The organism is Natronomonas salinimetallica (assembly GCF_013839515.1).
In the GTDB taxonomy this organism is placed as follows: domain Archaea; phylum Halobacteriota; class Halobacteria; order Halobacteriales; family Haloarculaceae; genus Natronomonas.
In genome coordinates, this window is the sequence record NZ_JACDNQ010000001.1 from 59,403 (window position 1) to 78,523 (window position 19,121).

Annotated in this window: 19 protein-coding genes; 9 read left to right on the top strand and 10 right to left on the bottom strand. The window is 68.2% G+C overall.

Annotated features, from left to right (window positions below):
- The first annotated feature begins 4 nt into the window (after positions 1-4).
- From HZR14_RS00280 to purE, 3 genes are all read left to right on the top strand, one after another.
- Positions 5-1,186 (top strand): 5-(carboxyamino)imidazole ribonucleotide synthase, encoded by a 1,182-nt coding sequence (locus HZR14_RS00280; protein ID WP_181690867.1) that lies wholly within the window; start codon positions 5-7, stop codon positions 1,184-1,186.
- A 564-nt stretch (positions 1,187-1,750) separates the two neighbouring features.
- Positions 1,751-2,365 carry a nitrous oxide reductase accessory protein NosL gene (locus tag HZR14_RS00285; RefSeq protein ID WP_181690868.1) on the top strand — a complete coding sequence of 205 codons (615 nt, stop codon included), beginning with the start codon at positions 1,751-1,753 and terminating at the stop codon, positions 2,363-2,365.
- 87 nt (positions 2,366-2,452) lie between these two features.
- Entirely contained in the window at positions 2,453-3,073 is a 621-nt protein-coding gene (gene purE, locus HZR14_RS00290) for a 5-(carboxyamino)imidazole ribonucleotide mutase (protein WP_181690869.1), read from the top strand.
- Positions 3,074-3,247: 174 nt separating this feature from the next.
- On the opposite strand, the gene HZR14_RS00295 is transcribed toward purE, so the two are convergent.
- From HZR14_RS00295 to HZR14_RS00305, 3 genes are all read right to left on the bottom strand, one after another.
- On the bottom strand, positions 3,248-4,276 hold the full coding sequence (locus tag HZR14_RS00295; RefSeq protein ID WP_181690870.1) for a class I SAM-dependent methyltransferase: 1,029 nt from the start codon (positions 4,274-4,276) through the stop codon (positions 3,248-3,250).
- Positions 4,257-5,402 carry a 60S ribosomal export protein NMD3 gene (locus HZR14_RS00300; protein WP_181690871.1) on the bottom strand — a complete coding sequence of 382 codons (1,146 nt, stop codon included), beginning with the start codon at positions 5,400-5,402 and terminating at the stop codon, positions 4,257-4,259. Before HZR14_RS00300 ends, HZR14_RS00295 begins: the two co-directional genes overlap by 20 nt.
- Before the next feature lie 96 nt (positions 5,403-5,498).
- Positions 5,499-6,098, bottom strand: coding sequence for a riboflavin synthase (locus HZR14_RS00305; RefSeq protein ID WP_181690872.1), 600 nt, complete (start codon positions 6,096-6,098; stop codon positions 5,499-5,501).
- Positions 6,099-6,177: 79 nt separating this feature from the next.
- Here HZR14_RS00305 and HZR14_RS00310 point away from each other — a divergent pair, with 79 nt between their 5' ends.
- From HZR14_RS00310 to HZR14_RS00325, 4 genes are all read left to right on the top strand, one after another.
- Complete coding sequence (locus HZR14_RS00310; protein WP_181690873.1) at positions 6,178-6,537, top strand: DUF7533 family protein; 360 nt, start codon at positions 6,178-6,180, stop codon at positions 6,535-6,537.
- Positions 6,538-6,546: 9 nt separating this feature from the next.
- Positions 6,547-6,777, top strand: coding sequence for a DUF7533 family protein (locus HZR14_RS00315; RefSeq protein WP_181690874.1), 231 nt, complete (start codon positions 6,547-6,549; stop codon positions 6,775-6,777).
- Positions 6,778-7,071: 294 nt separating this feature from the next.
- Positions 7,072-8,178, top strand: a complete 1,107-nt coding sequence (locus tag HZR14_RS00320) for a THUMP domain-containing class I SAM-dependent RNA methyltransferase (RefSeq protein ID WP_181690875.1) — start codon at positions 7,072-7,074, stop codon at positions 8,176-8,178.
- A 197-nt stretch (positions 8,179-8,375) separates the two neighbouring features.
- A complete protein-coding gene (locus HZR14_RS00325) occupies positions 8,376-8,579 on the top strand; it encodes a hypothetical protein (protein WP_181690876.1) in 204 nt (67 codons plus the stop codon).
- Between the two features lie 84 nt (positions 8,580-8,663).
- Here HZR14_RS00325 and HZR14_RS00330 read toward each other — a convergent pair whose 3' ends face one another.
- Positions 8,664-9,455, bottom strand: a complete 792-nt coding sequence (locus tag HZR14_RS00330) for an SAM hydrolase/SAM-dependent halogenase family protein (protein WP_181690877.1) — start codon at positions 9,453-9,455, stop codon at positions 8,664-8,666.
- 17 nt (positions 9,456-9,472) lie between these two features.
- Positions 9,473-10,027 carry a nicotinamide-nucleotide adenylyltransferase gene (locus HZR14_RS00335; protein WP_181690878.1) on the bottom strand — a complete coding sequence of 185 codons (555 nt, stop codon included), beginning with the start codon at positions 10,025-10,027 and terminating at the stop codon, positions 9,473-9,475.
- Positions 10,028-10,197: 170 nt separating this feature from the next.
- Between HZR14_RS00335 and lonB the strand changes: the two genes are divergently transcribed.
- Positions 10,198-12,489 carry an ATP-dependent protease LonB gene (gene lonB, locus HZR14_RS00340; protein ID WP_181690879.1) on the top strand — a complete coding sequence of 764 codons (2,292 nt, stop codon included), beginning with the start codon at positions 10,198-10,200 and terminating at the stop codon, positions 12,487-12,489.
- Between the two features lie 3 nt (positions 12,490-12,492).
- On the top strand, positions 12,493-13,278 hold the full coding sequence (locus HZR14_RS00345) for a CPBP family intramembrane glutamic endopeptidase (RefSeq protein ID WP_181690880.1): 786 nt from the start codon (positions 12,493-12,495) through the stop codon (positions 13,276-13,278).
- 116 nt (positions 13,279-13,394) lie between these two features.
- On the opposite strand, the gene HZR14_RS00350 is transcribed toward HZR14_RS00345, so the two are convergent.
- The 5 genes from HZR14_RS00350 to HZR14_RS00370 form a co-directional block, all read right to left on the bottom strand.
- Positions 13,395-14,057 carry a hypothetical protein gene (locus HZR14_RS00350; protein WP_181690881.1) on the bottom strand — a complete coding sequence of 221 codons (663 nt, stop codon included), beginning with the start codon at positions 14,055-14,057 and terminating at the stop codon, positions 13,395-13,397.
- 153 nt (positions 14,058-14,210) lie between these two features.
- Positions 14,211-15,509 carry a cobyrinic acid a,c-diamide synthase gene (locus HZR14_RS00355; RefSeq protein ID WP_181690882.1) on the bottom strand — a complete coding sequence of 433 codons (1,299 nt, stop codon included), beginning with the start codon at positions 15,507-15,509 and terminating at the stop codon, positions 14,211-14,213.
- On the bottom strand, positions 15,506-16,564 hold the full coding sequence (locus tag HZR14_RS00360) for a nicotinate-nucleotide--dimethylbenzimidazole phosphoribosyltransferase (RefSeq protein WP_181690883.1): 1,059 nt from the start codon (positions 16,562-16,564) through the stop codon (positions 15,506-15,508). The genes HZR14_RS00355 and HZR14_RS00360 overlap by 4 nt, the downstream gene beginning before the upstream one ends.
- A gap of 103 nt (positions 16,565-16,667) precedes the next feature.
- Positions 16,668-17,690 carry a lysylphosphatidylglycerol synthase transmembrane domain-containing protein gene (locus HZR14_RS00365; protein ID WP_181690884.1) on the bottom strand — a complete coding sequence of 341 codons (1,023 nt, stop codon included), beginning with the start codon at positions 17,688-17,690 and terminating at the stop codon, positions 16,668-16,670.
- Between the two features lie 21 nt (positions 17,691-17,711).
- Positions 17,712-18,989, bottom strand: a complete 1,278-nt coding sequence (locus HZR14_RS00370) for a glycosyltransferase family 2 protein (RefSeq protein ID WP_181690885.1) — start codon at positions 18,987-18,989, stop codon at positions 17,712-17,714.
- Between the last annotated feature and the right edge of the window lie 132 nt (positions 18,990-19,121).

The window sequence follows — 19,121 nt, forward strand, 5'->3', positions numbered from 1 at the left end:
ATATATGAACCACCGCACTCCGGCCGCGACCGTCGGCGTCGTCGGCGGGGGGCAGTTGGGCCGCATGCTGGGCGAGGCGGCCGGCCCCCTCGGCGTCGAGTTGGTCGTCTCGGATCCGACGCCGGACTGTCCGGCCGCACCGGTCGTCCGCGAGCAGATCGTCGGGGACTTCGACGACGAGGCGGCGATCCGCAACCTCGCCGAACGTGCGGACGTACTCACCTTCGAGATCGAACTCGCCGACCCCGACGCGATGGAACGCATCGGTGAGGCGACCGACACGCCCGTCCATCCCAATCCCGGTACGCTGCGGACGATCCAGGACAAGCTCGTCCAGAATCGCGCACTCGACGAAGGGGGCGTCCCAGTCCCCGAGTTCCGGCGCATCGACGACGCGGCGGACCTGCGTTCGGCCGCGGAGGACTTCGGATGGCCGCTCATGCTGAAGGCCCGCGAGGGCGGCTACGACGGCCGTGGAAACCGACCCGTCGAGGGCCCCGGAGAGGCCGACGAGGCGCTCGCGGAGATCGGCGGCCCTGCACTCGCCGAGGAGCTAGTCGAGTTCGAACGGGAGGTGGCGATCATGGGCGTCGTCGGCGACGGCGACCGGCGCGCGTATCCCGTTACCGAGACGATCCACCGCGAGGAGATTCTCCGGGAGTCCGTGACGCCGGCCCGGACCGACGCGGACGTCCGATCGCGCGCCCGCGAGGTCGCCTTCGACGTCCTGGAACTGCTCGATGGCCGCGGCGTCTACGGGATCGAGCTGTTCGAGACGGACGACGGCGATATCCTGGTCAACGAGATCGCACCACGGCCCCACAACTCCGGGCACTGGACGATCGAGGGGACAGTCTGTTCGCAGTTCGAACAGCACCTCCGGGCCGTGTTGGGGTGGCCGCTGGGCAGCACGGAACCGCGCTCGCCCGCGGTGACGGCGAACCTACTCGGCGACGTCGATGGCCCCCAACCGGCCGATCTCCGGGGGAGCGAGGCGATCCTCGAGGCCGCCGAGGCGTCGCTACACTGGTACGGCAAGCACGAGGCGCGGCCGCTCCGAAAGATGGGCCACGTGACGCTCGTCGGCGACGGACGCCGAACACAGGCGGCTGTCGACACCGAAGACGGCCGGGATGCGCTGCTCTCACGGGCACGGGAGCTAGTCGACTCGACGACGTTCGCGTAACCCGATCGAACGGCCGGGTGCCCCCGGTACGACCGCGACGATGTGGCCGAGGGTTTATAAACCAACACGGGGGCATACCGCCCGTGAGCTGACACGGAGCCGACAGCCGGTCGAGGTGGGTGCGCGGATCACCGCTGTCGGATCACTCCCGCATCGATCCGCCTGTTTGCCCACTCTCTGTTCGGGACCCACGGTACGGTGATGGTTCACCCCGATGGCGATACCCGTGGTGGATATCGAGGGATCCGGGGTCGACCCCGTCCTCGACGTCGGTCCCGCATCCCCGTAGGTGCGATGCTCGTCACGAAACGCTGTCGGCAGCGTCGGTCGGTGTGGCTACTCCGGTCGACCGAGGGAGCCAGCCGAGCCTAGAGTAGAGATCGAAAGACGATACACACTCGACCGCACGGCGGCAGTGCGATCGATGTGTACATAGTTACGATGTTTACTATAGCCAGCCAAACCGACGTTCACGCGGCCGAGTCGACGTTCACGCGGTCGAGCGCGCAGACCGGACGGCCGCGACCGATCCTATTTTGCTTTCGGCGGTCCAATCGGCCGGTGATGCAACCGTCAAAAGCGGATCCCGGCCGACGATCGGTACTCGCGGCGATCGTCTCGGGTGGGGCCATCGCGGTCGCCGGCTGTCTCGGCGGCGTGGCCGGACCGGATGCGGACGCCGGCGACGACACAGCGAACGGCGGCGACGACCCGGTGTTTCCTGATCACCCCGGTAACGAGCCCCGCGACCCGCCCGCGGGACGGCGCTGTGACGGCCCCTGTGGGATGGAACCCGCCAGCCACCCGGAGGCGAACGCACAGATCGCCCACGCCGACGGCCGGGGGGTCTTCTTCGATAGCGCCGGCTGTCTCGTCTCCTATCTCCACGACCCGACGTTCTACGACGGTCCGGACGCGGCGATCCGGAACGTCTGGGCCCGGGACTTCGGGACCAAGGCCTTCCTCGACGCGACTGAGGCGAGTTTCGTCCTCGATTTCAGCAAGGAGCGCCACGAGGAGGTGATGGCGCACAATCCGAAACCGTTCGCCGATCGATCCGACGCGGTCGCCTACGTCGGGGCCTACGACGACCTCGGCGAGGCGGACATCGTCGGCCTCGACGCCTTCGGGGCCGAACAGGCCAATCGGTACCGCGATTACCCCCTCCCCGAGGAGTGACGCCGTTCCGAAAACGGGACCCCGGTACGGACCGAGGACTGTCGAGAAACCACAACGCCCAAACGACCGCCGCCCGCCGTCTCCCGTATGACCCGTTCCGCCGACGTACAGGCGCTCATCGACCTGTTCGAAGCCGAAGCCGACCGCGACCGTCCCGACGGGGAGACGCCCGACGTGGGCATCGTCATGGGCTCCGACTCGGATCTCGACACCATGTACGGCGCCTACGAGGCGCTGACCGAACTCGGCTTCGAGGAGATCACGGATTACGACGAGCCGCCGGAGAGCCGCTTCAGTTTCGAGACGTACGTCGTCTCGGCCCACCGGACGCCGGAGTTGATGTACGCCTACGGCGAGACGGCCCCCGACCGCGGTCTCGACGTCATCATCGCGGGGGCGGGCGGCAAGTCGGCCGACCTGCCGAACATGACCGCCTCGATCGCCTATCCACTCCCCGTCGTCGGCGTCCCGGTCCAAGAGAAGTCGGTCGATTCGGTCGTGGGGATGCCGACCGGCGCGCCGATCGTCGCCGTCGACGCCGGCAAGTCGTTCAACGCCGGCCTGTCAGCCGCCCAAATTCTCTCTCGAGCCTACCCCGAACTGGCGGACCGCCTCGAGGCGTATCACGACGACCTCCAGGACGGTGTCGGTGCCGTCTCGACGCGGCTCCACGAACTCGGGACGGAGCGGTTCCGCGAGGAACGCTAGCCCGTCCGATCGATGGAGACGGAGCCGACGGCGGCGGACGCTGCGACGGAGCGCGACTCGGTCGAGGAGTCGCCGGCGCGGGTGACCCTGTAGGTAATCGTCGCCGCGCTCGCGGCCAGGGGCGGTCGTGCTGGCGTTTGCGGGTCGGCGCTGACGCCTCTCGGTCGCGCCTTCCTACTCGATGTGCGCGTCCACGACGCCGTGGACGACGCCCGCGCTGTGGCTCTTGACGCGCCGAGCGTCGAATACGTCGACAGTTCGGCCGGCGGCCGCGGCGGCGTCCCGAAGCCGACCGAGTGGCCGGTCGGGAAACATCGCATCGGGCGTCGCTTCGTGGAGGTGGACGATACCCCCTGAGACGAGTGCGTCCAGCGCCGTACCGAGGTACTCGTGGGCCTCGTAATACCCCATTACGACCCGATCCGCGGTCGTCTCGACGGTCCGACAGTCGCCCAACAGGGCGTGGACGTTCCCCGTGACACCGTTCCGGCGGGCGTTCTCGACGAGTCGGCGGTGGGACGTAGGGTCGATCTCGGCGGCGGTCACCGACGCCCCCGCCCGCGCCATCGGTAGCGAAAAGTAGCCGATCCCGGCGAACATATCGAAGACGCGCTCGCCGGTCGAGACGACATCGCCCATCCGGGCGCGTTCGGCCTTGTTGCCCGGCGAGAACATCGTCTCCGAGAGGTCGAGGGCGTACTCGATCCCGTGTTCGGTGTGGACCGTTTCGGTGTCGCCGGACCCGGCGACGACCTCGCCGGCTGGGTCCCGTCGTGTTCCGGAGATCCCGCCGCGGGCGAGGACAGTGTCGGCGTCGCCGTGGACCTCGAGGAGCGCCTCGCCGACGGTTTCGCGCGCGTCGCGATCGAGCGTCCCCTCGACGGAGACGTCGCCGAAATCCACCAGCACGACGTTTCCGATCACCGCCCACGACGAGGGGGCTGCCTCGACGACGTGCTCCGGGACGCCGCGGGACCGGAGTACGTCCGCCAGCCCCCGCTCACGAACCGAGAGTTCGAGGGCGACGACCGCCTCGACGTCGATCTCGGTGGGCCGGCGGGTGACCGGCAGCGCGACCCGATCGGCGTCGTAGGCTTCGATCCGACGGCTCGGATCGTAGACGCCCTCCGCCTCGAGCGCCTCGGCGACGCGTTCGGTTCGGGGCTTTTCGACGATCGCCGCCTTACCGGGACGGTCGGTCATCGTCGGAGCCCTCCTCGGGGAGAACGTGGAGCCCCTTACGGTGTTTGAGCACGGGCACCGACTCCGCGTCGGGGTCGAGGTAGTCGGGCCGGGGAATCGTCTTCGACTCGAAGGTGTCGGGGTCGAGGACCTGGACGGCGTGGGCGTCCTCGACGGCGACGAGCGTCGTCGCCTCGGCGTCGGTACGCTCGCCGAGTTTCCGTGCGTCGGGGTCGATCCCCTCCTCGAAGTCGGCCTCATAGCGCTCGCCCGTGGCGAGTCGGATCCCCTTCAGATTGCCGTGGGCGCTCCTCACGAGGACGGGACCGTCGCCGTCGTCGAGGTCGATCACGTCGCCGGGGGTGTAGGGCGGCAGCCGGGCGGTGAACGTGACCCGATACACCTCGTTGCCGTCGCTGTCCTCCGTGACGAGTGTCGGCGCATCCGAGACGGCCCCGCCCAGTTCGGCGACGATCCGTTTTGCGATCCCCTGGCCCATCTGGTTCGTCGATATCTTCATGTCGACGCCGTCGTCGGTCCGGGTCGTCTCGGTGATGAAGGCGTTTCGGTCGCCGGTTGCCTCCCGGTCGGCGATGTACGACTCCGCGATCTCGACTGCGCGGTCGTTTTCCGCCGGCGTCGGCGTCCGATCCGTCCCTCGAACCTGGACGATACTGGCGTAGTAATCGCCGGCGATCCGACCGCAACGGTCGCAGGTCTGTCTGGCGATATAGACCGGGACAGTGACGTCCTCCGAGAGGGCCGTCTCGCGAACCCGACCGCTAAACAGACAGTGCATGCGGATGGTGTTCTGGTCGACCTGTTCGGGGTCGACGCTCCACTCGACGTCGCCGGCGTCGACGTGGACCGAGAGCCGTTCGGCCGTCTCGTCGACGGCGATGTCGGTGTAATCGCGTGCGCCGACGTCGACCCACCGATTGCCGCGGTGTAGCGCCCCACAGCGGCTACACACACGGATCTCGATGCGCTCGGGTGCGTCGACGAGGTCGAACGACTCGAAGTAACACCCGTCACACAACACGGCGTCTGGATCGCGGGGGCCGCCGGGGAGGTCGACCTCCGGCGACCGCTCGATCTCGTCGCCACAGCGCGGGCAGAACGCCCCCGATCGGGACCCGGAACTCATTATCAGGAGTATCCGCCCGAGTCGTTTAAACGGCCCGGACCGCGGCGACGGCAACCGGCCGCATGGATGCGTCCGAACGGAACATACGGCCGGGCGCTACCGGTGTCCTTCGGTCAGGCGCTCGACGTATTTCGCCACCACGTCGACCTCGAGGTGGACCGGGTCGCCGACCGATTTCGTAGAGAGCGTCGTCGCCTCGTACGTTGCGGGGATGATGGCGACGCCGAAATCGTCCTCGCGGAGGTCAGCCACCGTCAGCGAGATGCCGTCGACCGCGATAGAGCCCTTCTCGACTACGTACCGTGCCATCTCGGCGGGCAACGAGACGTCGAAGACCCAATCGCCGCCCTCGCCGCCGACCCGTTCGATCCCCGTTACCTCGCCGAGGCCGTCGACGTGGCCCTGAACGAAGTGGCCGTCGAAGCGGCCGTCGGCGGGGAGAGCGCGTTCGAGGTTGATCGCCGTCCCGACCGTGACCGAGCCGAGATACGTCCGTTCGAGCGTCTCCTCGGAGAGGAACAACTCGAAGCGCTCGGCATCGAACGCCTCGACTGTCAGACACGCACCGCTTATCGCGACGCTTTGGCCCTCCTCGAGTTCGTCACTGAATGGCGCGGTGACTTCGATACGCCGTCCTTCGTCCGTGTCCTCGACCGAGACGACCTCACCCGTCGCCTCGACGATGCCGGTGAACATGGCCGCTGTTGGACCGTCGGTACCGAAAGGCTGTCGTCACACGGCGACTTTTTGTTCCCCAGCGCCCATCGATACACGAATGAAGCTGCTCGATACGCTCACGCTCTTCGGAACGGTCGCGCTCGCGGCACCGATCGGGCTTCTCGGCATCGAGGAACTCCTCGTCGGGGGACGCCCCATCGTCGGCGGCGGCTTCGTGTTCGTCGCGGGCGCGCTCGTCGCTGGGGGCTACTTCAGGCCGAGCCTGTCGTCGATCGTGATCGGAAGCGTCGGCGATGTGGTCGTCGGTGGTGGCGACCGCGATGCGGCGGCCGATGCCGACGGTGACGCCGACGCCAGTACCGATACCGACGGTGACGCCGACGCCAGTACCGATACCGGCCGCAACCGCGGTGGCGACGGCGTCGGCGACGAAGAGGTATATAAGGGACGGGGGTGAACGAACGCCATGGCTCTCGGGATCGTTCGAACCCTTCAGTTGGCCGGAACGCTCGTCGTCGCGGGGCCGGTCGGGCTTGTCGGCGTCTTCAACCTCCTCGAAGGACGACTCGTGCTCGGCGTCCTCTTTCTCGCCGCGGCGCTCGGACTGGTCGGCGTCAGCGAGTATATGTACCTCCGGCTGACCGATCAGACCGTCGGACGGCTCCGGCGACTGAAAGGCGTCCGTGGCGACGAGTGACCGAATCCGGACGGGCGTCGTCGTGTGCCGTCGAGGGCCGAATCCGGACTGAGACTCGGCGGGATCGCGTGACGGCGACCCGTCTCAGGACCCGATCGTCTCTAGATTCGATTTCGGTGTCGCTGACGGTCTCCCCCGTCGCAATGGGGAGCGGACGCCGGGGATCCAGTTGCCCGACTTCGCCGCGATCACCTCGGAATCGGGGTTCGTGTACCCCTTTCGGAAACGTCCCCGCGAGCAGACCGCCAACACCCGCAACGCGGCCCTTTTCCCCGCCGATACAGTACATCTGCCGTGAGGCTTCTCGCGACGACGAACGGCGGGTTGGAAACGATCGCGGCCGGAGAGATACACGAGCTCGTCGGGAGCGACGCGTCGAGACATCACCGGGGAGTCGTCGAGTTCGACGGCGACGAGGCGGACGTCTACGAACTCCACTGTCGGGGGCGGACGCTTCATCGAATCATGGCCGTATTAGTCGACGACACCGTCGAGGAACTCGAAGACGTCTATGCGGCGACCGAGCGTGGCCCGATCGCCGACCGGCTCCCCGAGGCCGACTTCGGCGTCGTCGGTACCCGCCACGGCGAGCACGCGTTCACGAGCGTCGACGTCGCCGAGCGGGTCGGACAGGCGGTTATCGACGCCTACCGCGACGCGACGGGAGTACGGCTCCCCGTCGACCTGGACGACCCGACCGTCCGACTGGAGGCGTATCTCTACGACGACCGCTTCACGCTCGCGGTCGATCTGACCGGCGCGTCGCTTCACAAGCGGCCCTACCGGGTCTGTGAACACGACGCGCCGGTCCGAGGGACGCTCGCGTACGCGATGCTCCGGATCGCCGGGTGGACGCCCGACGACCGGCTCGTCGATCCGATGGCCGGGTCGGCGACGATTCCGACGGAGGCGGCTCTGGCGGCAACGGAGGCGGTTCCGCGTCCCGACCTCGATCCGAACTTCGGGGCGCTCCCCGGCTACGACGGCGACCGGTTTCGACGACGCCACGAGGCGTATGCGACGGCGTCGGCGGCGCTGGAGGCGACGGATCCGTCCGCCCTCGATATCGAGGCGCGGGAGGTCCGGGCGCGGTGGCGACGGTGTGCGCGAGTCAACCGCGAGGCGGCCGAACTGGAGGACGCCTTCGGCATCGTCGACGCCGACGCTCGGACCGCGTCGATCGACGCCGACTGCGTCGTGACGAACCTCCCGTTCGGGGTCCGGACGGGAACGGACCTTCGGGAGCTCTATGCGGGGTTCGTTGATCGGCTCGAAGCGGGTAGCGTCGGCCGACTCGTCGCGTTGACGACGAGCCCCGAACTGCTCCCCGTCGATCCGACCGAACGCTACGAGATCCCCTACGGCCGCCTCGACGCGACGATCGTCGTCTGGGAGCCCTGAATCCCCCGTTTTCGTTCGCCCGCGTCCGGTCGACGACGACGATCCGATACCTTTATGAACAATCATGAGGTATGGGTGAGTACATGCGAGACACTGCTCGCGGCTATGGATCGTCGCTCGCCCTCGGGGTACACGTAGACTAATTTCTCTGTGTCCGCACCGCTGACGACTACCCCGACCCCATCCCGAACCCAACAATGAGCACGAATCCGCAGACGACGCCCGAACCGAAACCGACCACACAGACGACCGAGATCGCCGCCCGCCGCGGTAGCGATCCGTGGGCTACCCCCGACGAGTCGACATCGAGTCCGGCCCGCCGAACCCAACGGCAGTTCGAGCCGACGGCCCGGAACCGGCTGAAGAACCTCATGGACGACGAGAACGCCTACTGCAAATAAGGACGGATCACCGCTGTGCGTCCGTCGAGGAACGAAAAGCACCCCTGCGGTACACCGTCCACGGGCGGAGCAGGCCGAGGCGGGTCACGAGAACCCGATCCGGACGTCGTCGCCGACGTCGAGCCCGAACGCGTCGTCACCGCGCCCCCGGTTGACCGCGAGTTCGACGTTCCCGTGGCTGCCGACGGTTACGATGCCCTCGTCCCCCTCCGCGTGGGCGTACGAACGGACGACCGGGGTCGGTTCGCCGTCGACCCGGACCACGCTTCGGTTTCCGAGTACCGTCCCCGGGACGTTCGTGATGACGTTGCCGAAGCCGTCGACGACGAGGACGTCACCCACCACCCCGTCGTCGGTGCGTTCCGGTTCGGGAATCCCGAGGTCGACGGCGTCGCCGGCGGGCGAAATCCCGTCGAGTTCGGGGAGTCGGTCGATCCCGGCCTCGTGGACCACTGCAGCCCCAGGGGCGAACACGTCCCTGCCGTGGAACGTCGAACTCCGGGGGTCGCCGACGTCGAGTTCGTAGACGTCGATGTCGGCGTGGTCCTCGATATCGGCGTGGTGGTCGTCCCCGGCGTCCGCGAGCGCGCGAGCAGGCGGGAGCAACACGCCGTTGTCCGGGCCGACGAGTACGTGATCGCCGGCCCGGACGACCAGGGCCGCACGATCGGTGCCGACGCCGGGATCGACGACGACCAGATGCACCGCGGGCGGGAACTCCGGCAGGACCTTCCTGAGCCAGAAGGCGGCCGCGCGGACGTCCTGCCGCGGGAACTCGTGGCCGATATCGACGAGACGGGCCTCACAACGGCTGAGGATCGCACCCTTCATCGCCGCGGGATAGGGCGTGCCGAAATCGGAGGCGAGCGTGATCATGTATCCTTTGATCGCCTTTAGTCGTCGGCCGGGTCGCCGTTCCCGTTGACCCTGTCGGCCCCGTTGGTATCGGTCTGTGAGATCTGTTGAATCCGCTCTGCTCCTTCGATCTCGCCGATGACCTCGGCGACGGTCCGGGGGACGAGCGACTCCCAGTCGTCGCCGTTTACCATCCGCTGGCGCACTTCGGTCCCTTCGAACTCGTCGCGTTGGAACATCGGCGACTGTCTGACCTCGATGTCGGCCTCCTCGAAGAGTCGGACGACGAGCGGGTTATTCGAGTACGCGACGTCGAACCGCGGGCTCATCGATTGGACGTGGCCGACCCAGACGGCGTTGCGGTTGAGATCCTCGATCGGGACGGCGTACGTCGTCATCTCGAACTCCGCGAGTGCCTTCGTGATCATCATGATCCGCTCGCCGGCGGTGAAGGGATTCCGGACGGTGTGGGATTTGTCCGCGCTCCCGATCCCCACGACGAGTTCGTCGATCTCCTCGCGTATCCGGTCGACCATCGCGTGGTGGCCTTCGTGGAACGGCTGGAACCGCCCGATATAGAACCCCCGCGTCATGTCGGTGAGTGAGTGGGGGGACATCATAAACCCGGCGAGTCGGAGTCGGCCATCGGGGCTGAGCGGCCGACGTGGCCGCCTTGCTGCGGGTTTGTCCGTCGGCAGCGCGTGACTCGGGGAGAAAGTATATCAGTCGATAACCCATCCTTACGGGTAGCAGAAACGTTTCTATGAGCAACGAAAAGGAAAAAAACGAGGCGTCCGACGCGGACGAGCGCCGGACGCCACAGGAGGAGCCGGCCGACGCCCCAAACGGGTCCGCCCCGGACGACGGCGAGGCCGGTCGTGCCACCGACCGTGGCGGCGAGGCCGGTCGTGCCACCGACCGTGGCGGCGAGGCCGATCGTGCCACCGACCGTGGCGGCGAGGCCGATCGTGCCACCGACCGTGGCGGCGGGGACGACACGGGGGCGGCCGGCCCGGACCCGGACGATCCGTACCCGGAGGACGCACGCTCCTCGGACGAACGGGGTGCGAGCGAACGCCTCGACGAGGACGAAGAGCTGCTCGACGGCTCGGATCTCGGCAGCGAAGTCCACGTCGACAGCGAAGTCGAAATCGAGGAGGACGAGGAGGACAACCTCCTCGGTGGACTACAGATCGATTCGAGCGCCGACATTCAGGTCCCGGACCGGCTCGTCGATCAGGTCATCGGGCAGGACCACGCCCGTGACATCATCCTGAAGGCGGCCAAACAGCGCCGTCACGTGATGATGATCGGCTCGCCCGGGACGGGTAAGTCGATGCTGGCGAAGGCGATGAGCCAGCTCCTCCCGAAGGAGGAACTGCAGGACGTCCTCGTGTATCACAACCCCGACGACGGCAACGAGCCGAAGGTCCGGACGGTGCCGGCCGGCAAGGGCGAACAGATCGTCGACGCCCACAAGGAGGAAGCCAGAAAGCGAAACCAGATGCGGAGCTTCCTGATGTGGATCATCATCGCCGTCGTCTTCGGCTACGCGATCCTCATCGCGCAGGCGCTGCTTCTCGGTATCGTCGCCGCGGGCGTCATCTATCTCGCGTTCAAGTACATGAGCCGCGGTTCGGACGCGATGGTGCCGAACCTGCTCGTCAACAACGCCGACCAGCAGGTCGCCCCCTTCGAGGACGCGACCGGTGCCCACGCCGGCGCCCTGCTCGGCGACGTCCGACACGACCCCTTCCAGTCGGGCGGCATGGAGACGCCCAGCCACGACCGTGTCGAGGCGGGCGCGATCCACAAATCCAACAAGGGCGTGTTGTTCGTCGACGAAATCAACACCCTCGACATCCGCAGCCAACAGAAGCTGATGACCGCGATCCAGGAGGGCGAGTTCGCCATCACCGGCCAAAGCGAGCGCTCCTCGGGCGCGATGGTCCAGACCGAACCCGTCCCGACCGACTTCGTCATGGTCGCCGCCGGGAACCTCGACGCGATGGAGAACATGCACCCCGCGCTCCGGTCGCGGATCAAGGGGTACGGCTACGAAGTCTACATGGACGACACCATCGAGGACAGCCCCGAAATGCGCCGCAAGTACGCCCGCTTCGTCGCCCAGGAGGTCACGAACGACGGCCGACTGCCGCCGTTCACCGACGAGGCGATCGAAGAAATCATCCTCGAAGCTCGCCGCCGCGCGGGCCGGAAGGGTCACCTGACGCTGAAGTTCCGAAGCCTCGGCGGTCTCGTCCGCGTCTCGGGCGACATCGCCCGCGCCGAGAACCGCGAGTACACCCGGCGTGAGGACGTCCTGCAGGCGAAGGCGCGCTCGCGTTCGATCGAACAACAGCTCGCCGACGACTACATCGAGCGCCGCAAGGACTACGAGCTCACCGTCAGCGAGGGCGACGTGGTCGGTCGGGTCAACGGCCTGGCCGTCATGGGCGAGGACTCGGGAATCGTCCTCCCCGTCATGGCCGAGGTCACCCCGAGCCAGGGCCCCGGCGAGGTCATCGCGACGGGCCAACTGAAGGAGATGGCCCAGGAGGCCGTCCAGAACGTCTCCGCGATCATCAAGAAGTTCTCGGACGAGGACATCTCCCAGAAGGACGTCCACATCCAGTTCGTCCAGGCCGGCGAGGGCGGCGTCGACGGCGACTCCGCCTCGATCACCGTCGCGACGGCCGTCATCTCGGCGCTCGAAGACATCCCCGTCCGACAGGACATGGCGATGACCGGTTCGTTGTCGGTCCGTGGCGACGTCTTACCCGTCGGCGGCGTCACCCACAAGATCGAGGCCGCCGCGAAGTCCGGACTCGACACCGTGATCATCCCCAAAGCCAACGAACAGGACGTGATGATCGAAGACGAGTACAAAGATCAAATCGAGATCGTGCCCGTTTCGCACATCTCCGAGGTCCTCGACGTCGCCTTGGCGGGCGAACCCGCGAAGGACTCGCTCATCGACCGCCTCAAGAACATCACCGGCTCCGCGCTCGAACAGCGCGAGGTCGGCGGGGCGAGCAGCCCGAGCCCCCAATAAGGCGTGCCCCGGTGGGCCGCTTTCGCGGCGCTCGCTCTCGCCGTGTTGGCGTTCGTGCTCTTTTCCGCGCGTGCATCCCAGCGTGTCGTCACCGATCTGGCCGCGGAACGGCGGCCACGCCCACACGCCGGCGAGCGCCCCGACGCCGACCATCCCGATGCGACGGGGCAGCCCGATACCGGGAGTGGCCCCGAGGAGCCCTCCTCGATGGCGCTGTTGGCGAACGTCGGGATCTCACACGCGCTGTTCGCGAGCGTGCTCGTTGCGGGCGTCTGGATAACCGACGTGCCACCCGCGGCGCTGGGGATCGGCGTCGGCGCGACGGGCGTGGCCGCCGTTGGGATCGGGATCGGCGTCGGTGCCGGAATCGCGGCCGTCAATACCCTCCTCGGGAGCCTGATAGAAGCCGACCCCGGCGCGGCGCTTCGGGCACTGCTCACCCCGGAGTCGACGTCGGGGTGGATCGTCCTTCTCGCCGTCGTTCTCCCCGTTATCGCCGGCTTCGAGGAGTTGCTGTTTCGGGCGATCCTGATCGGGGGGTTCTCCGCCGGCTTCGGAATCTCGCCGTGGCTCCTCTCTATCGGTGCCTCGGCCGCCTTCGCCGCCGGCCATGGCGCACAGGGGCGGCTCGGAATCGCCGTGACGGGCGCGCTGGGGCTCGTCCTCGCCGCGGTCTTCGTGGCGACGGAGAGCCTGCTGATCGTCGTCGTGGCACACTACGTCATCAACGCCGTCGAGTTCGTCCTCGGAGGGATCGGATACGACCCGCTCGAACCGGCGCGCTCGTGATACTGCCGGACGTCCGTTCGTGAACGTCCGACTCGGTCCATGTCCAAACCGCCGGTCGAACGTGCGTGTCGAGTGGCCCGCGATTCGAGTCGGTACGTCCGGCAGTATGAGGGGATTCACCCGGCGTCCGCGGACAGGTCCGCCTCGAGGACGCCGTAGAACGACGGCGCGCTCCCCTCGACGGCGGGGCGGAACTCGTTGGGGATCGCGCGGGCGCTCTCGTAGAACTCCGACTCCGTCTCGGGGGTCAAGAGCCGTCCGTCGCCGAGTTGTATCATCGCCGGCGCGGTCGAGGACTGTCCCCACTCCTCGCGTTCGACCCAGTCGGGGCCGAACCGGAAGAAGACGCCGAAGGAGAACTGCCCGGCCTCGACCGCTTTGGCCTTCGACCTGAAGTGGTCGGCCTCCTCGGATTCGAACTCGGCGTCGCTCATCCAGGCGACGACCGCGCCCTCCTCGAAGAGCAGGAGATAGACGTCCCAGGAGAACGACCGGTCGAAGACCGCCCATACGCTTCGCGGCCCGACGGTTCCGAACTCGATGCTAAACGCCGGCGTCTCGCGCCCGTCGCCGGCCGGTTCGAGGACGAACCGCCCGTCGTAGCTCGGGACCTGGATCCCGCGGTGGTGATAGACGAGCCCCTCGATCTCGGTCTCGGAGGTGACCGCATCCCAGAGATCGAGCGCGCCCTGGCTCTCCAGACGATCGAAGAACTCCGGGAACGACTTCAGTTCGCGTTCGAACTCGCCCTGTGGCGGACGCTCGAACTCGCCCACCATCAGCGGCTCCCCCCGTGTTCGGAATCGGTACCGGTCGGTCGGATCGACGTCGGGTGGTACATACTACAACTGGAGGGTCCGAGGCCGATTAGTGTTTCCTCCGGCGCTGGCCGTCGCCGCATCGGGGCCGAGCGCCGACCGACTCCTCCCCAGTTATAGGTGTTCGACGAACCGATCGAACGCCCCCGAATCGGCGTGGACGTGCGCGTAGGTACCGAGCGTCCGGTGTTCGGTGAGTCCGTCCCTCTTTGCGACGATCCCGTCCCCGCGCTCGACGTCGAAGGCGAACGTCGCGTCGTCGGCCACGTCGGCCTCGGAGTAGTGGAACTCGTGGCCCCGGACCGTCCCGCCGCGTCCGGCGGTGAGCGTATCCCTCCGGGCGCGTAACTCGACGTGGTCGAGCGCCTGGTAGCGATCGCACATCCGCACGTCCGCGGGCAGGACGCCGGCCATCCGGTGTGTCCCGCCGTCGCCGTCCGTCAGCGTCTCCGAGAGCGCCATCAGGCCACCGCACTCCCCGAGGACGGGCAGGCCGTCGGCGGCGCGCTCGCCCAGTTCGTCTATCGTGCCGCCGTCGGCCAGTGCCGCGCCGTGGAGTTCGGGGTAGCCGCCGGGAAGGTAGACGCCGTCACACGCCGGCAGCGGATCGCCCGCCACGGGCGAGAACGTGACCACCGACGCCCGCTCGCGGAGCCGTTCGACGGTGGCGGGATACCTAAAACAGAACGCGCCGTCGTCGGCGACGGCGACGGTCGCGTCCGTCCCGGGGCCGGAGGGACTCGCCGAGCCCGGCGTGGGCGGTTCGCGGGCGAGGGCGACGAGCCGTTCGATCTCGACGTGTTCGCTCGCCTCGGCCAGGGTGTCGGCGTCGATCGGTGCCTCCGCGCCCATGTGAAGCCCGAGGTGACGGTCGGGGATCTCGAGTCCCGACAGCGGCGGGATCCGTCCGAGATACGCGAGGCCCTCGGGCAGCGCCTCGCGGATACCGTCGGCGTGGCGGCCGCCGTGGGCGCGCTGGGCGAGGACGCCCACGATATCGATATCCCGGCCGGCCTCGGCGGCGTAGGTCTCGAACCCGAGCGCCGTCGCGGCGACGCTTTCCATGCCGGCCTTCGCGTCGACGACGAGGACGACCGGCAGCCCGAGCGTTTCGGCGACGGCCGCGGTCGAGTTCGTCCCGTCGTAGAGGCCCATCATCCCCTCGACGACGCAGACGTCGCCCGATCCGCGCCAGTAGTTGCGGCGAGTGCCGTCCTCGCCGGAGAGCCACGGATCCAGGCTGCGCGAGGGACGCTCACAGACGGCGGCGTGGTGGCTCGGATCAATGAAGTCCGGGCCGGCCTTCGCGGGCTGGGGATCGTAGCCGGCGTCTTCGAGCCCCGCCAGGACCGAAAGCGAGGCGACCGTCTTCCCGACCCCGGAGGCGGTCCCGGCGAGGACGAACCCTTTCATGGGGCAGGAGCCTCCCGGTCGGCCTCCTCGAGCACTCGGCTGTACACGTCGCGGACGCCCGAGCGGACGTCGGCCATCGGTACCGAGGCCCGATCCGCAAGCGCGAGCGCGCCGCCCATTCCGACGCCCTCCTTGGCCTCCCCGGCGTTGTAGGCGGCCATCGCCGGGTGATCGTCGGTGAATCCGGGATCGGTGACGGTCACCGAGAGATCCAGTTCCGAGGCGGCCCGACCGACGTCGATCGAGGGGTCCTCGGCGACGAACGACGTCGTCGCCAGCGACAGCGGTCCCTCGTATCCGCCGTGTCGGAGACAGGCCGCGGCGGCGACGAGCTGGGTGCCGCCGGCCAGCGTCACCGCGGTATCGGTCTCGAGCGCGCCGGCCGCGAGCCCCGCGAGGACCGAAAGCGCCGGGTCGCCCGCCCGGCGCAGCGCGACGGTCGGCTCGCCGGCGGCCCCGCCGGGGTCCAGCGCCGAGGCGGCGAGCGCCTCGGCAACGACCTCCCGTTTCAGCCCGAGCGGGTTCTCCGGTAGCGAGGAGGAGATAGTCCCCCGGTCGGCCGCCTCTTCCGTTTCGGCCTCCCCATTGAGGACGCTTGCCTCCCCGAGCGCGGTCAACACGCCCAGGGCGGTCGTCGTTCCGCCGGGAACCGTCTCGGCGAGAAACAGCTCCTCGTCGGGGAGCTTTCGGCCGAACTGGCGGGCGGCGGCGAACGCACCTGGGGCGGACGGGACGGGATCGGACTCCCGGATGTCACGGCCGGGAGCGGCCCCGACGGTCACCGTCGGCGCGCCGGTCGGTTCGGCGAGGCCGGCGTCGACGACGGTCGTCTCGAGGCCGAGGCGTTCGACCACCGCCCGGGTGACGACGGCCGGCGTCGGGCAGCCGGTCGGCGAGACGGGGACGACCGGCGATCGGACGGTCCGGCCGTAGGTCAGGATTTCGCCGTCGGCGCTCGGCGTGTGGGTCATCAGGTCCGGATCCGCCCCCGCCGCGCTGATGCCGTCGATCTCGGCGGTCCGCGTCGTCCCGGCGCAGAGAACCAGTCGTGTCATTGCGCTTGTATTCCGCGCAAGCGGACTTGAACCCAGCGGAGACGCCGAAAACCACTCCTCCGGTGGCGTCACGGAATCACACGGCGGATACCCCCGAGGCGATCTATGCCCGACGGATTACCCAAAGCGCCGCGAGGCCGCCGGCGGCGACGACGAGCCAGTAACTCGCCAGCCGATAGACCGTCGTCACCGCGAGCGCGTCGGCCGTCGACAGCGCCGTGAGCGCGGTCAACAGCGCGACGAGCGTCCCCTCGATGGCCGCGAGTCCCCCCGGAAGCGGTGCCGATCCGGCGATGACACTCACGGGAACCAAAAAACAGACGAGCAAGAGCGGGACCGGCGTCCCGAGCGCGAGCCCCGAAAAGTACAGCGGGATCGCAAAGAACACCCAGCCGACGTAGGCGAAGACGACCGCGACGAGGAGCGCCCTCGGTGCCGCCGCGATCACCTCGATCGACGCGTAGAGCCGGTCGATCCGGTCGCGGACGGACGGGATCGAGATCCGTGACGTCCGGTTTGCGATCGGCGTGAGCGCCCACAGCACGCCGCCGCGCAGCCGGGGGCGGAACCGCCACCCGACGACGGTGACGAACGGGAGCGCGACCGCGAGCGAGACGAGCACCAGCGCGAACCGCTCTATCGTCCCGGAGATCTGGGCGGTAAACAGCAGGTAGCCGAGGCCGACGCCGCCGACGGTAAAAAACGGCAACAGGCGGATCAGATCCGACGTGACGACGCTCGCGAGGCTCTGTTCGTACGTCGCGTCTGTGTCCCGAGAGAGGACGTAGGCGATGAACGGCTCGCCGCCGGCCTGCCCCATCGGCGTCACGTAGTTCGCGAACGTCGCCGCGAAGAACGTCACGACGAGCTTCCGGTAGGGGACCGAGACGCCGGCCGCCCCGAGGACGGCCTGCCAGGTCTTCGTCCACGCCGCGAGACACAGCACGGTCGAGACACAGGCGAGTATGACCCACTCGGGCCGGGTCGTCCGGAGCCGATCGAGCGTCCGCTCCCAGCCGACGCCCACCGCGAGAAGCCCAACGAGGAGGAGCGCAACGCCGAACCCGAGGAACGCCTTGAGGACCGTCCCGCGGCTGGTCCCGGCGGTCGATAGCTCACCGAACATCGAAGCGTACGTCCCGGACGCTCACGCGCCCGTTTTGGTCACCTGATACCACTCGCCGCTCCAGGTGAGCGCGTACTCGAAGGCCGCCTTGACCGTCAAGACCCCGTGGCCCAGATACACGAGCGGTGCGAGCGCGAGTGCCGGAGAGAGCAAGCCGACGCGCCCGTCGAGCGCGTCTCGGCTCCAGACGCCCAGGATGACCGCGAGGATGCCCGCGAACGGGACGAGAACGGTTCCCGGCTCGAGCAACGCCAAGAAGAGCACGTGGGCGGTGAGAACCAACAGGATACCGCCCGCGAGGACGCCGCCGACGGCCCGACTGACCGCGATGGCGTCCGTGAGGTCGCGGTCCCCCTCGAGGGCCTCGCGGAGGCGCATGTGGACGACCTGTATGTGGCCGATCCGCCAGCGCTTGCGCTGGCCCCAGAGGTCGCGTAGGGTATGCGGTGCCTCCATCGAACTCGTACAGCGGCGGTCCCCCGTGACGGTGAGGCCGGCGCGGTGACACTGATGGGAGAAGTAGATGTCCTCCGTCAGGACGTCGGCGTAGCCGCCGACCGCGTCGAAGGCCTCGCGGGTGAACCCGGTCGCGGAGCTTTGACAGTGCGTAAAGCCGACGAACTCGCCGACCAGATAGCCCGTCTGGACGACGACCCGCTCGCAGTAGGCGAGCGTCTCGATCGCTCCCGTCGGGCGGGGGATCCGCCGTCCCTGAAAGACGTCCGTTCCGTCGAGCAGTTCGCCCATCGCGGTCGCAACGAAGCCCGGCGAGGCGCGTTCGTCGGCGTCGAAAACGACGAAGTGGTCCGCCGAACTCCCCTCGACGGCGCAGTTGATCGCGGTCGCTTTCGAGCCCGGACGGTCGTTGACGAGACACTCGACGGGATCGTAGCGCTCGGCGAGTTCCAGCGCCCGCGACCGGGTCCGATCGTCGTCGGGTTCGACGACGACGGCGATCTCGAGGGGGTCGTAATCGTTCCCGAGGAGGCTCGTGACGCTCTCGTCGACGACGTCGGCGTCCCGGTAGGCGGGGACGATCGCCCGAACCGGCGGTCCCGAGGGTACCCGATCGCCCGAACCGCCTCGCCAGACGTCGTAGACGAGTAACAGCCCGGTGGCGGTGACGGCGACGGTGAACAGTCCGACGTAGACGGCCCCCTCGACGAAGGTGACGACGAAAAGCGGTCGGACGGCGATCGTCCAGATGTCCGCCCCGGTAAAGAACCCGAGGACGAGCAGGACCGCGATCCCGATCCACGTCCCCGCGTTCTCGGCGATTTGGCCGATTCCCGGTATCATTATGGGGCCGTACCACCGGTCGGCTATTTAACGTTCTGTTCTGTCTCGTTTGCTGGCAGTCCGGTCTTCGCGTCGAGCGGTCTTCGCGTCCCAGCCCCACGCTGGGCCGGCCTCCGATCCGAATCCGATACG